This window comes from Flavihumibacter sp. UBA7668 (assembly GCF_002483205.1).
Taxonomy (GTDB): domain Bacteria; phylum Bacteroidota; class Bacteroidia; order Chitinophagales; family Chitinophagaceae; genus Flavihumibacter.
In genome coordinates this window covers 961,685-975,564 of the sequence record NZ_DLHM01000005.1, presented here as the reverse complement: position 1 = coordinate 975,564, position 13,880 = coordinate 961,685, and the positions used below count along the sequence as shown (strand labels likewise).

The 13,880-nt window shown below is 40.8% G+C and carries 9 protein-coding genes; 2 read left to right on the top strand and 7 right to left on the bottom strand.

The features are described from left to right. Positions 1 to 93: 93 nt before the first annotated feature. The 6 genes from B2746_RS16265 to B2746_RS16240 all read right to left on the bottom strand — a co-directional run bounded on the left by B2746_RS16265 (position 94) and on the right by B2746_RS16240 (position 10,950). Positions 94 to 465, bottom strand: coding sequence for a type II toxin-antitoxin system HicB family antitoxin (locus tag B2746_RS16265; protein ID WP_290796024.1), 372 nt, complete (start codon positions 463 to 465; stop codon positions 94 to 96). Next, positions 449 to 721, bottom strand: coding sequence for a type II toxin-antitoxin system HicA family toxin (locus B2746_RS16260; RefSeq protein WP_290796022.1), 273 nt, complete (start codon positions 719 to 721; stop codon positions 449 to 451). Before B2746_RS16260 ends, B2746_RS16265 begins: the two co-directional genes overlap by 17 nt. A gap of 171 nt (positions 722 to 892) precedes the next feature. Beyond that, positions 893 to 3,883: a GH92 family glycosyl hydrolase gene (locus B2746_RS16255; protein WP_290796020.1), complete on the bottom strand. Its 2,991-nt coding sequence runs from the start codon at positions 3,881 to 3,883 to the stop codon at positions 893 to 895. An 18-nt stretch (positions 3,884 to 3,901) separates the two neighbouring features. Beyond that, positions 3,902 to 6,190, bottom strand: coding sequence for a GH92 family glycosyl hydrolase (locus tag B2746_RS16250; protein WP_290796018.1), 2,289 nt, complete (start codon positions 6,188 to 6,190; stop codon positions 3,902 to 3,904). A 71-nt stretch (positions 6,191 to 6,261) separates the two neighbouring features. After that, positions 6,262 to 7,893: a RagB/SusD family nutrient uptake outer membrane protein gene (locus tag B2746_RS16245; RefSeq protein ID WP_290796016.1), complete on the bottom strand. Its 1,632-nt coding sequence runs from the start codon at positions 7,891 to 7,893 to the stop codon at positions 6,262 to 6,264. 12 nt (positions 7,894 to 7,905) lie between these two features. Then, on the bottom strand, positions 7,906 to 10,950 hold the full coding sequence (locus B2746_RS16240) for a SusC/RagA family TonB-linked outer membrane protein (protein ID WP_290796014.1): 3,045 nt from the start codon (positions 10,948 to 10,950) through the stop codon (positions 7,906 to 7,908). A 208-nt stretch (positions 10,951 to 11,158) separates the two neighbouring features. On the opposite strand from B2746_RS16240, the gene B2746_RS16235 reads away from it, so the two are divergent. Next, positions 11,159 to 12,562, top strand: a complete 1,404-nt coding sequence (locus B2746_RS16235) for a sensor histidine kinase (protein ID WP_290796012.1) — start codon at positions 11,159 to 11,161, stop codon at positions 12,560 to 12,562. A gap of 10 nt (positions 12,563 to 12,572) precedes the next feature. Further along, positions 12,573 to 13,280, top strand: coding sequence for a response regulator transcription factor (locus B2746_RS16230; RefSeq protein WP_290796010.1), 708 nt, complete (start codon positions 12,573 to 12,575; stop codon positions 13,278 to 13,280). Here B2746_RS16230 and B2746_RS16225 read toward each other — a convergent pair. Then, a complete protein-coding gene (locus B2746_RS16225) occupies positions 13,264 to 13,851 on the bottom strand; it encodes an NAD(P)H-dependent oxidoreductase (RefSeq protein ID WP_290796008.1) in 588 nt (195 codons plus the stop codon). The two genes, B2746_RS16230 and B2746_RS16225, sit on opposite strands and share 17 nt — an antisense overlap. Between the last annotated feature and the right edge of the window lie 29 nt (positions 13,852 to 13,880).

The following is a 13,880-nucleotide window of genomic DNA, read 5'->3' as shown; positions in this document are numbered from 1 at the left end:
CTACAAAATACCAAATAATGCCCCTTAATTCAGAGTTTTTTTCGACCAATCTGAATTTTTCTGATATAAACAGTTGAAAGGGAACCAAACAAACTAGCTATTGGTTGCCATTCGTTTATTAAGAGCAACTTTATTGGAAAGCGCAAAATCAATGGCTGATTTGATAAAATCATTCAAGGAGACTTTTTTGTTTGCTGCAAACAAAGCTGCTTCTTTGTGAAGTTCTGCAGGAATTCTCACATTAAAACTGCCTTTGTAGGTTTTATCCGGCTCTTTTCCCAACTGTTGGCAAGCTTCCAGATAATCTTCAACCGCCTCTTTGAATGCTTTCTTTAATTCTTTTACAGAAGCACCTTCAAAACTCACCAGATCTGTAATTGCCAGCACCTTTCCGTAAAAAATTTCATCTTCTGCATGATACTCCACAGAAGCGAAATAATCTTTGTACTTAAGTAAATCGTTCATGTGTTAACTGTTTTTGCCTGTTAAGAAAATCTATTAATTGCTCCAACACATATTGCATTACAATATTCCCGGGATGTGGCTTATGAAAATTTAGCATCTCCATTTCAGCATTTGCAAATCTTCGTCTTGAACCACCTGTTTTTCCTGACTTCAATTCTGAATAGCCAAAAACTGCCAATAATCTTACCAATTCATCCCAGGTAAAATCTTTTGGTTTAGTTAAAAACCGATCTATCAACTTATCTCTTTTTGACATTTTAAAGGCTTTAGATTTACAACAAAAAAAACCTGGCCAATTACAATGTCAAAACAAACAATAAAAATTGCAACTATATTTTAGTTGCAATATTACTACTTTTTTTTGTTATTCAAATTTTTTGCAAAAAAATATATGACAAATGAACTGACCAGTCTTCCATTTGTAAAACTAATCTGAATATGAACCGATTACCAGGGTCTTTTGACGGTATTTTGCCGGAGTGGAAGACATATGAAAAACCAGTTTTCCGCCCCTCATAATTTCCCCATGTGTAATAATTAGGCGATTCAGCGGCTTTCCATTCAATTCGACCTTTTTGATATAAACATTTTTTTCTCCCTGGTTTATCACTTCAATAGAAAAGGTTTTTCCATTCTCCAGTCGAAGATTGGCTCTTTGAACAAGTGGGCTTCCAATCTGGTATTCAGCAGCACCAGGTGATACCGGATAAAAACCAAGGGCGCTGAAAATATACCAGGCACTCATCTGGCCTGTATCATCATTGCCACCCAGGCCATCCGGACCATTATGGTACTGATTCCTTAAAATCATCCGAACAGTTGATTGGGTTTTCCAGGGCTGGTCAGTCCAGTTATAGAGATAAGCCACATGATGTGCAGGCTCATTTCCATGTACATATCCGCCAATGATCCCATCCCGACTTATATCTTCTGTACCGGCGAAATATTTGTCGGGCAACTCCATACTGAACAAAGTATCCAAATATTTGCTCAGTTTTTTTGTTCCCCCAAGCAAACCGGCTAATGCAGCCGGATCCTGCGGTACAAAAAGGGAAAAATTCCAGGCATTACCTTCAATAAAACCTTCACCATGTGTATTAAGAGGATCAAATCTCTCGCGGAATTTTCCATTACTTAAACGGGCACGCATGAAACCGGAACTGGCATCAAATACATTTCTGAAATTCTCTGCACGCATTCCAAATTCTGCGGCAATTTCTGATTTTCCAAGTTTGGCAGCCATCTGAGCAATTGCCCAGTCATCATAGGCATATTCAAGAGTAGTAGATACACCTGTTCCATTTTTATCGACCGGTATATAACCTTTATCGAGGTATAGATCAAGTCCATCATACTTTCGATTGCGGGCTGTAGCAACACTTGCTTCCAACGCTTCATTTGGATCAAATCCCGGCAGTTCTTTAACTACTGCATCTGCAAGCACAGAAACAGCATGATAGCCCGTCATACACCAATTTTCATTGGCAGAATTGGACCAGATGGGTAACATTTTCAATGTGCTCTGCTCATAATGTGCCAGCATGGAACGAATAGCATCTGCATTCCGTTTGGGTTGGATAATCGTATAAAGCGGATGAAGTGCCCTATAGGTATCCCACAAAGAAAAGGTAGTGTAGTTTACAAATCCATCCGCCTGGTGAATTGCCTGATCCAGTCCGCGGTACTTGCCATCCACATCCATGTATATTGTGGGATTTATAAAGGCATGATACATGGAAGTATAGAAATTCACTTTATCCTCTTCCAAAGCAGTAACCGCAATTTTATTCAACTCCCGCTCCCAGGCTGCCTGCCCCCTTGTTTTGATGGCATCAAAATCCCAGCCGGGTGCTTCTGTTTGAAGGTTTAAAACGGCTCCCTGCGCACTCACAGCAGAAAGGGCAAATTTCACCTGCACATCCTGCTGTTTTTCCGTATCAAAATTGAAATATAACCGCAGTTTTTTGCCAGCCAGTTCAGGAAAGTTTTTTGTCTGGTCAAATTTCCGCCAGAATCCTTTATAGGTTTCAGTATCGAAATTTTTACTTCCATAGGATTGTACAGGTCTGGAAAAAGCCATCGCGAAATATAGCAGACGTGTTCTTCCCCATCCCTGTGTTTGCCGATATCCGGTAATGAGTGTATCATTTTCAACCCGAACAAATGTCCAGACATTTTTATCATCGTAATTATAAATACCGCTCATTAGATCGAGTATAATATGAGCTTCCGATGATTTCGGAAAAGTATAGCGATGCATTCCTACCCGTTCCGTTGTAGTAAGCTCAGCTTCGATATTATAATCATCCAGTTTTACTTTATAATAATTCGGTTCTGCCTGCTCGGTAGCATGCGAAAAACGGGATCGAAAACCCGATTCCGGATTGGTGGCAGTTCCCGGATTCAACTTCAATTCACCAACTGTTGGCATCAGCAGAAAATCTCCCAGATCAGAATGGCCGGTACCACTGAAATGGGTATGGCTGAAACCAACAATAGTTTTATCATCATATTGGTAACCTGCACAGTATTTATATACATCGGGATTGTATTTGCCATTCACCGCATAAGGAATGGTATCAGTATCCGGACTCAACTGTACCATGCCAAATGGAACTGTTGCTCCAGGAAAAACATGTCCCATGCGTTGGGTGCCAATCATAGGATTAACATAGGCAAGTGGAGTCCTAACATCAGGCAATCCCTTTACAAGAGGGTTTCTATCATACATCGCCCAAAGGGAATCAACTGTAAATCCGGTTTTATCTTTCCAAAAACTGGCAGTATATTTTTTTGAACGCATCAAACCATCCAGTTCCTTAACTAATCCCTTTTTGTACTGCTGTTCAATCCAGAGAAAAAAACGGGCAGTAATGCGATAGGCATTGGTATAATGATGCTCTTTTTTAAAAGGTGTTAGTTTCCAATTAGCAGCTGCATTATTTACACCAAACTGATGACGTACATAATCAGCAATTCCTTCAGTAATCCAACCCGGACCAGCACCACCCGGATACGACTGCACAAGGTGCATGGCTTCGTGGGTAATTACATCTATATCCTCGGGATTCCGTTTTAGCCAATCCGGATTGATTCTAATAATTCCGGAAGATGCTGCAGCAACACCGGAATAAGCGGGATCAATCATTACCACTACCAGTTTTGCCGATTCCCTATTGTAGGTTTTAACTTCTTTCGGATATACTGTAAAAAAGGTTTCTACCAACCGTTTCCCGGTTAACGTATCAAAATATGGCTCCTTATTTATAAAAACCAGTGAAAATCCTTCTTTAAGAATAGTATCCCTGCTAATTGTTGTTCCCTGATCCAGATCTTTCCAATCTTTTATTCTGCTTTGGGCCCAACCATTCAATGCCAGCATCAAAAAACTACTAATAAACAGCATTCTGCGCATCATCCATCAAATTTTTTAAAATTATTCATTAGATAAAGAAAAAGGAACAGCGGCATCGGTAGTACCACGCAACTTATTTGGCATTTCACTCATGGTAAAATCAATCCGTCCACCCTGCAACAAATCAAAATGACTAAACCAGTTTTTCATCACTGGTTTTCCATTTAATTTTATGGCATCAACATAGATTTTTTTCTTTGAATTGGAGGCCGCCTGAATTTGCAACTGCTTTCCATTTTCCAGTTGAATACTCATTTTTTTAAACAGCGGGGAGCCAATTACATACTGGTCGGTACCCGGACAAACAGGATAAAATCCCATGGCAGAAAATACATACCATGCTGAGGTTTGGCCATTGTCTTCGTCTCCGCAATAGCCATCAGGACGGGCGAAATATAATTTCTCCATCGCCTCCCGAACCCTTGCCTGACTTTTCCATGGTTGTCCGGAATAGTTATAGAGATACAGCATATGCTGAATCGGCTGATTTCCATGGGCATACTGACCCATGTTCATGATTTGCATCTCCCTTATTTCGTGTATTACTCCCCGGTAGTAGGATTCATCGAAAACCGGCGGCATGGAAAATACAGAATCCAGCATAGTATTAAAATCGTTGCGCCCACCCATAAGTTTCATTAATCCGGCTATATCATGAAAAACGCTCCAGGAATAATGCCAGCTGTTTCCTTCGGTAAAGGCATCGCCCCATTTGAAAGGATTAAACGGCGTCTGAAAACTACCATCCTGATTTTTTCCCCGCATTAGTTTATGTTGTGGATCAAACAGATTCTTATAATTAAGACTGCGTTTTCTATATAGTTCGGTTTCTTCTTTTGGTCTGTTCAATGCTTTTCCCAATTGGTAAATAGTGAAATCATCATATGCATATTCAAGTGTACGGGCAGCATTCTCCCGAATCTTCACATCATAGGGGACATATCCCAGGCGATTATAATACTCCACGCCTTTTCTTCCAACTGCATCCATGGGGCCTTCATTATTCGCTCCGTGTAGAAGCGCCTGATAGAGCGTATCAATTGCATAACCGCGCAAACCTTTGATATAAGCATCCGCTACTACAGAAGCCGAGTTATTGCCAATCATGATATTGGCATAACCCGGACTGCTCCACTCCGGAAGAAAACCACCTTCTTTATAATCATTGATCAATCCTTCCTGCATTTCCTTGTTGATAGTAGGGTATACCAGGTTCAGAAAAGGATACAGGGCACGGAATGTATCCCAGAAGCCGGTGCCGGCAAACATATAACCAGGCTGAACTTCTCCGGTATACGGACTATAGTGCAAAATTTTTCCCTCTTTATTAATTTCATAAAGTTTATTTGGAAAAAAAACCATGCGATACAAACAGGAATAAAAGGTTCGGATCTGATCCATATCATCGCCTTCAACTTTTATTTTTCCAAGCACTTCATTCCATTTGTTTCGGCCAGCAGCTACCAGCTGATCAAATGAACTTGTACCGAGTTCAGTCAAATTTTGTTCGGCCTGCTCCATACTGATAAAGGAAGAGGCGACTTTTGCATGCACCTGTCCATTTCTCTTCCCAATAGAAAAGCTCACAAGAGCGCCATTATTTTTATCATGGGTCAGGCTCAGTCTGTTTTGTTGTAATTCTTTTTCAACCCAGGTTCCCATTGTGGTAAAGGGTTGATCGAATTCAACAATAAAATAATTTCTAAAATTCTTTATAGGACCTCTACTATACTTGGTTGTATAGCCAACAATTCTTTTTTTAGATGGAATGATTTCTACAAATGATTCTTTATCGAATGCATCCAGCACCACAAATGCGCTGTCTGTTTTGGGGAAACTGAAGCGGAACATAGCCGCACGTTCAGTTGTGGTTAATTCAGTAGTAACATCATGATCAGCCAGGTAAACACTATAATAGTAAGGTTTGGCTATTTCTGCCTTATGAGAAAACCAGCTGGCTCTTTCTTCCTGATCAAAACGGGCTTTTCCCGTTACAGGCATGAGCGAAAACATACCATAATCATTCATCCAGGGCGATGGCTGGTGGGTTTGCTTAAATCCCCGGATTTTATCGGCACTATACGTGTATTGCCAGCCATTCCCATTGGCACCGGTTTGAGGTGTCCATAAATTCATTCCCCAGGGCAAACCGATGGCCGGGTAGGTATTACCGTTGGACAAGGAAGGTTTTGAATCTGTTCCCATCAGGGTATTTACATAATCTACCGGCTCTATAGCCGGCCGTTGTTTCTGAGCAGATACAAAAGGTGCTATAAAAACCGTCAAACAAAGAAAAAAACTACGCATCATAACTTATAATTAAAGAAAGGTTGCCACCGAAACCGGCGACAACCTGTATAGACCAAATCTAACTGCAATATTTATTCATAACCCGGATTCTGCACCAGGTTTGGATTAGCGGCAAGCTGTGTTGCCGGAATCGCATAAATCTCTTTGCGGGCATCACCGGTAGGTTGGTGATCCCACCAGGTTCCATTGGTAAAACGACCGAAACGGATAATGTCAGCGCGACGTTTGCCTTCAAAAATGAATTCACGACCTTTTTCTGCCAATAACTCATCCAGGGTCAATGTAGCAGTAGTGTATTGAGCAGCAGCCCAGTCATCTTCTGTAAATGCACGGCGTCTGCTGGCATTGATCAGATCAACGGCTTCCTGCGTAGCTGTTCCGCCATTCTTGCGCATGATAGCCTCAGCTTTAATAAAATAGATCTCTGTCAGACGATAGATAATATAATGGTTCTCCTGGTAGTTTGGATCATCCAGTGTTCCACTTTTGTATTTATGGAAACGGGCACCGCTGTTCTCCTCACCTTCTGCCATACTTCCTTCACTTGTCAGATCACCTTCACTTTCTCTGCGAATGCTGTTTACATATGCAAAAGGCTGACCATTGTATTCTTCTGTTCCTTTTATTTGCTCGGTAGTACCATATTTGTACTGGGGTCCAAAAAGGAACCATTCTTTTTTACGGAGATCATTTTCTGCATAGGCATCATAAGCAGTTGGGATTACAACAAATGCATTCCATCCACCGTACCCAACTTTCAACACTTCACGGATATTATCATACCCCATGAAGAAGCCACCCCATCCAAACGTGAAACCTCCTTTACGGCTAAAGGCAAACTGGAACAATGCCTCTTTTGCCAATTGATTGGTATTGGAGAAGGTTTCATTCAGATTGGTCGCTAAAGAAGGGCCACCATTCAAGCCACCTGATTGCCCGCTTATAATCTTATCGCATGCAGCAATGGTTTGATCCCACATAGCGGTTCCGGTAAAATATTCAGCATTCAGATAAAGTTCTGCCAGCATAGCGTTTCCTGCTGCAGCTGATACCCGTCCTACCATAGCGTTGGAATATGGAAGCAATTGAGGCACATAGGTCTCCAGCTCTTCCTGAACAAAAGCAAATACTTCCGCTCTGGATTGTGTAGCCGGATTCAATGGTTCTCCCACTTTTACCGCAATTGGAATATTTCCCCACAGTTCCATCATTTTCATATAATGATATGCACGCAGCACACGAAGCTCTGCCACAATTGCATTCATTTCTTCCGTACTGATACCTAAACTCGCATAATCCAGTGCTTCCAAATCTGTAAGAGCAGCATTGATCATTCCAACACCGGTCCAGATTAATGTCCAGGAACTGCGCATCCGGGGCTCATTGGCTGTCCAGGTATGATAATGCTGACGAAAGTGATCGCCACCATCGTATCCATGACGTCCTTTCTGCGGCCAGGCCAACTGATCAGCGGACAATTCAGCATGGTAATAATATCCGTTTTGTCCGGTTGGCGCCAGCCAGGCCTGCATATGCGTAAACGGACGCAGGGCTGCCTGCATAACTTCTACTTTATTATTATAAAAGTTATTTTTATTGAGCTCACTGTAGAGCGTCTCATCCAGTTTGGTACATCCACTGATGGATGTTGCAAGTACAATGACTGCAACCAAACTCCATTTATTTAGCTTCAATTTTTTCATACTATACATTTTTTAGAATCCAACAGTAAGACCAATAGCCATTGATTTGGTACGTGGATAAAATCCGCGTCCGTCAACACCTGTTTCAAAACCAGTATCCTGTAATTCTGGATCAATACCGCTATAACCGGTAAATGTTGCCAGATTTCTACCGGTAACATACAAGCGCATATTGCGGATATGTTTGGTATTAAAGTTGAAATTGTAACCAAGGGTAAGGTTATCCAGTTTTACGAAATCACCTTTTTCCAGATAATAATCAGAATACTGAGGTGCATCATTTAACTCATTGTGAGTAGTTATGGCACTTTTCAGGAGGTTATTGGGCAACCAGTTTTTATTACCGAAATAAAGGTCTTTGGTATTCAGGATATCATACATAAACTTACCTCTGAAGAAGATGGTCAGATCAAAATTCTTATAGGAAAAACGATTGTTTAATGCCAACTGAAGCTTGGGCACTCCGTTTCCTATTACCACCAGATCATCATTGTTCATCTGATTAGCGGGTGCTTTGGATCCATCCGCTTTATAAAACTGCCATTTACCATCTTCAGTAAATCCAGCAAAACGTTTTCCATAGAAGTTCCCTACTGCTCCACCTTCTTCCAAACGAAATGCATTACCCAATGCACCTGGTGAAGGAAGTCCGTAGAACTCCAGCCAGTTTGCCTTGAATACATCATTCGACAATTGAGTCAGCTTATTCTTCTGTGTATTTCCGGTAAAATCAACATTCCACTGAAAATCTCTTTTTTGAATGGGAATAGCAGAAATCTGCAATTCAACTCCACTGTTTCGGATTGATCCAACGTTGGTATAAATCTGATCACGGACAAAAGATGGCTGCTGGGCATTGTAATTGTACAGCAGGTCCTTAGTGGTTCTGTTATACACATCAATGGCACCGGAAATCCGGTTATTCAGGATGGCAAAATCCAATCCAAAGTTCCATTCTGCTTTTTGTTCCCAACGAAGATTGGGGTTCGGGTTACGAACAGGTCCGTATGTCTGGTAATAAACTCCATTTTGCGGATACACACCACCGGTTCCCAAGGTTACAATCGACTGATAATTGGGAATACCCTGATTACCTGTAACACCATAACCTACCCGAAGCTTCAACTGATTAATCAGATTAACATCCTGCATGAAATCCTCTTCTGAAATCACCCAGCCTGCAGAAACCGCCGGGAAATTCCCCCATTTGTGATTGGCACCAAAACGGGAGGACCCTTCTCTTCTTAATATACCTGTAAGGAAATAGCGATCATTGAATGAATAATTAACCCGACCAAAAAATGCAATCAGGGTATTATCCACTTTATTGCTTCCCATACCCGGACGTGGAAGGGTAGTATTCTGAATGGCGCTACCTGCACCCAGGTTCCAATCCAGGAAACCGTCTGTGGTAAATCCATTATTATTTACACTGAAACTCTCGGATGTTTCATACTGATAGCTATAACCAGCCAAAGCTGTAATGGTATGTTTTGTACCTATTTGTTTGGTATAGTTAAGGGTTGATTCCAGTGTTTTACTCCAATAGAGAAAATTTGATTTGGAAGCATAAGCCATTCCCTGGAAATCACTGTTCGGACGCTGATCCCAATCTCTTCTCGAACGGTAGTAGCGGTCATTGTAGTTATCCCTAACATAGGAAACAAATGTACTGGCAGTTAGCCCTTTCATTAACTTAAGCGATAATAATGCATCCCCGGAAAAAGTCTGCTGATTCCGCTCAGAAATACGATAAGCCAACCGCGAAAGTGGATTGTAGTTGTTGAAGCCCTGTGTTTCGAAATAAGTTCCATCCGGATTAAAAATCGGAGCAGTTGGATTTCGTTGGATAGCCTGCTCAAAATCACCGCCTCCTCCACCTAAAAGGTTGGCTTTATTCATAGTAGCAGCAATATTTACAGAGAGGCTTAATCGATCATCCAACCCACGCTGATTGATATTCACCCTACCGCCAAATTGTTCGCGTCCGTTTTGTTTGGCAATTCCATTGGCTTCGTTAAAGAATAAGGACGCACGATAATTGGTTTGTGCAGTACCACCAGATGCAGAAAAATTATAATACTGACTCAGATTATTCTTATCAATCAATTCTTCATACAAATCGGTGGATGCACCAAAATCCTGCGATTCTGCTACTACGCCATCATCGATTAATTTTCTAAAATCGCCGGCCGTCATATAGTCAGGCTTACGATCTATATATTCCCTCTGCAGATAGGTGGAAAAATCATACCGTGGTGCTCCTGATTTACCTTTTTTAGTAGTTATCAGGATAACACCGGCATTCCCTCTGGTACCGTAAATGGCAGCCGCGGATCCATCCTTCAATACATCAAAGGATTCAATATCATCCTGCTGCAACAGATCCAGGTTACCACCAGGAATTCCATCAATTACAATCAGTGGATTACGGGTCCCAGTTAAAGACGTAACACCTCTTAACTGAATGGATGCTCCTGAATTGGGGTTATTACCGGCTGTTCTGGTGATATTCAATCCTGCTACTTTACCCTGAATCAGGTCCATTGGAGAACGTGAACCTCCCGGATTAAAGTTGGTTGATTTAACTGTAGTAACTGCCGAAGTAATTTCTTTTCTTTTTTGTGTACCATATCCTACAACAACAACCTGATCAAGACTCTGCACATCATCTCTAAGCTGAATAGTAAGATTATTGGTCTGTCCAACCCGAACTTCAGTAGTTTTAAATCCCAAATAGGATACTACCAAAATATCACCGGGCTTCGCATTGATGGTGAATCGCCCCTCATCGTCGGTCGTTACACCTGTAGTTGTACCCTTTATAACAACAGACGCACCGGCTACGGGCGTGCTATTAACCGCATTGGAAACAATTCCCGAGATGGATTGCTGAAACCAGGCGGGATTTTCCCAGACTGATCCGGCAGGTTCATTGAAGTTTGGCTTGTTGCCGCGATCTGCTTTTCCTGTAATGGGAAGAGACAGAATCGCTGCGCAAAACAGCGGGAGGACGCGCATAGATCCGCCTCCTGCTATTGTAATTTTTTTGCTCATTATAATAACAGTTAGATGTCAATAGATGATACAAACCCTTAAAAGAGCTCGTAATTCGCTGTTTGCATGCAATCCTTCGCGATAATTTTTAAAACTATTTAACATATGACTTATGTACTGCTAATAAACTCCAAACAGATTGTTAACGGAAATTAAACGGGGCTGTAACCTGCAGGAAGGTTTTATCTTTATTGTTTAAACATTCAGGGTGAAATTCTCCATACAGCAACATAAAATCATGGCATTCATCGGATTCATTGTACTGGTTTCAGTACAGTGTTTTCTCATTTACAATACCTATAAGCTGAAGGATGATGAGTTCTATTCAACAGAGAAAAACATCTTAAAAGACGCCTACCGGTCAAGTATCAGGAATGATAAAATTTTCCCAGGCGGACAAGCGATCATTGACCGATACCTGCTTTGGAATATGGCAAAATTTGATTCCCTGAATAAAATTTCCAAGAACAGGTTAATCAGCTATTCCAAGCTTGTTATGGATAGTATGATCCTTGAATTGAAACAAAAAAATTCTATTGACCGGCTGATGTACCAGCTGATTCGGGAAAACCAACTGGACACATCACTTACCTGGGCATCAACAATTGATGTGATCAGTTTAAGTTTTGACGGTGCTAATTATGTCCCCATTTTTCAACGCAATGGTGGAACAAAAGGGATTCTGAACAGTGGCGGTCCCGCACAACTTAACAAACAAAACGAAGTTACCGCTATAACAGTAAGTTCACCTACCGCTTATTCCTATGCTGCCAGTTTTGCCCTGCATGCAGATACCCCCTATCGCACCTTACATATTTTGAAAAGCATGGCATTACCACTGGCTATTTCTCTTTTTTCAATCTTGGTGGTAGTGCTGATCTATTATTTTACTTTCCGTAACTGGATTCAGCAAAAAAAACTGGCTGAACTCAAGTCCGATTTTGTAAATAGTATAACCCATGAATTACACACCCCTCTCTCAGCTATAATTGTGGCTAACAAAAGCTTACAGAATGAACGAATCATAGAAGATAAAAATAAAATCCTGCCATTAACTGCTGTTATCGATCGTCAATCACAGCGCTTAAAAACCCTGTTTGGCCAGGTGCTGGACATTACCGTCATGAATGCATCCAGCCTGCAAAAGGAAACCCTGATAATGGAAGATCTGCTGGAAGAACTTTTACTCGACTATCGTCTTCAATTGACCAGTAATCAGGTATCCATTTCCTATACAAATGATTCAAAATCAAGTCTCGTTTTACTTGATAAATTCTGGACCACCACCATGATCAATAATATCCTGGACAATGGAATAAAGTATAACAACAGCAAACTCAAAGAAATTAAGATTCATACTAAACAGGCTTATGAAAAACTGATGCTGATTATATCGGATAACGGGATTGGCATTTCTGATAAAGCGCGTCGTTTTATCTTTGACAAGTTTTATAGAAATACTGATGGTTTGCAAAACAATGCAACCAATGGATTGGGACTTGGCCTTTTTTATACCAAGCAATGTATCGATGCCCATAACTGGGAACTTGAAATCCTTTCTAATGAGACCAGTGGAACCTTTTTTATTATCCGGATTCCACTTGAAAAATAGTTCAACGCCTATGCAACACAAAGTTTTATTTGTAGAAGATGAAATTGACCTGGGTAATGTGGTAAAACAATACCTGCAACTCATGGACCTGGAAGTAGACTGGCATACTACGGCAGAGGATGCTTTCCTGGCATTTGACCGAAATAAAGAAAATTATGATCTCCTTATGATTGATGTCCAGCTTCCAGGCGCCGATGGTTTTGAACTGGCTAAAAAATTCTCTCAACTGGACGATAAAACACCTTTTCTTTTTCTTACAGCCAGAAATGAAAAAAAAGACCGGCTACTCGGACTGGGATTAGGAGCTGATGACTATATCAGCAAACCATTTGACATTGATGAGCTGGTGCTGAGAATCCGGAATATCATACGCCGAAATAAACCGGTCGAATTTTCACAAAAAACAATTAGTACGGATCTGAAAATCGGAGATATCACGCTGCATAAAGATGTATTCAAATTATCCATCGGAAATACACCCAGAAAAGAATCACTTACCCCAAGGGAAATGGAACTCTTGGAATTTCTTTATAAACACAGAAACAGCGTATTGAAAAGAGAAGATATCCTGCTTCAGCTCTGGGGAGAAAATGATTATTTCCTGGGCCGCAGCCTGGATGTTTTTATCTCCAGATTGAGAAAACTTTTATCTTCTTCCAATAAAGTGAAAATCGAAAATGTATATGGAGTAGGATTTATATTTACTGTACTGGAATAGATAGAAATAATTTTTCCAATTCTTCTTTCCAGTTCCGGATGACATCTTCTGTTGCCCGGTCTGCTCTGTCAAAATAAAAATGAGCAATTATTTCCAGTCCGCAGTAGGCAAATATGCCTTTATCTGAAGTAAGCTTCAGCGCTTCATTCATTCCAATAGCTTCATATTCTGTCTGCGATTTACCGTGGGTATTCAGTATCACTGCCTTCTTACCTGATAACAATCCTTTTTGTATCCCCTTATCATACCGATAGGCAAAACCATAACTAAAAACGCGATCAATATATCCTTTCAAAATTGCCGGCATTCCTGTCCACCAGATTGGATAAACAAAAATCAATTGATCTGCCCAGGTGATCAATTCCTGTTCCTTCCCCACTTCAGCATCTACTGTTCCTTTAAATTGTCCAAACATATCATCCTGGGATAAAACAGGATTAAAACACATTTTATTCAAATCCCTGACCTGAACCTCCTGCTGCTGTTGTTCCAAATATTGCACAATCCAGTTTTTCAAAGATGCATTCAGACTGGATTCATTTGGATGTGCGAAAATAATCAGATGTTTCATGTTTACTTGTTTTGAAAACCAAAACTAGC

What these genes read in the sequence shown, in the direction of transcription:
- B2746_RS16265 (WP_290796024.1), bottom strand. Translation starts at nt 465, where the DNA reads ATGAACGATTTACTTAAGTACAAAGATTATTTCGCTTCTGTGGAGTAT.
- B2746_RS16260 (WP_290796022.1), bottom strand. Translation starts at nt 721, where the DNA reads ATGTCAAAAAGAGATAAGTTGATAGATCGGTTTTTAACTAAACCAAAA.
- B2746_RS16255 (WP_290796020.1), bottom strand. Translation starts at nt 3,883, where the DNA reads ATGATGCGCAGAATGCTGTTTATTAGTAGTTTTTTGATGCTGGCATTG.
- B2746_RS16250 (WP_290796018.1), bottom strand. Translation starts at nt 6,190, where the DNA reads ATGATGCGTAGTTTTTTTCTTTGTTTGACGGTTTTTATAGCACCTTTT.
- B2746_RS16245 (WP_290796016.1), bottom strand. Translation starts at nt 7,893, where the DNA reads ATGAAAAAATTGAAGCTAAATAAATGGAGTTTGGTTGCAGTCATTGTA.
- B2746_RS16240 (WP_290796014.1), bottom strand. Translation starts at nt 10,950, where the DNA reads ATGAGCAAAAAAATTACAATAGCAGGAGGCGGATCTATGCGCGTCCTC.
- B2746_RS16230 (WP_290796010.1), top strand. Translation starts at nt 12,573, where the DNA reads ATGCAACACAAAGTTTTATTTGTAGAAGATGAAATTGACCTGGGTAAT.
- B2746_RS16225 (WP_290796008.1), bottom strand. Translation starts at nt 13,851, where the DNA reads ATGAAACATCTGATTATTTTCGCACATCCAAATGAATCCAGTCTGAAT.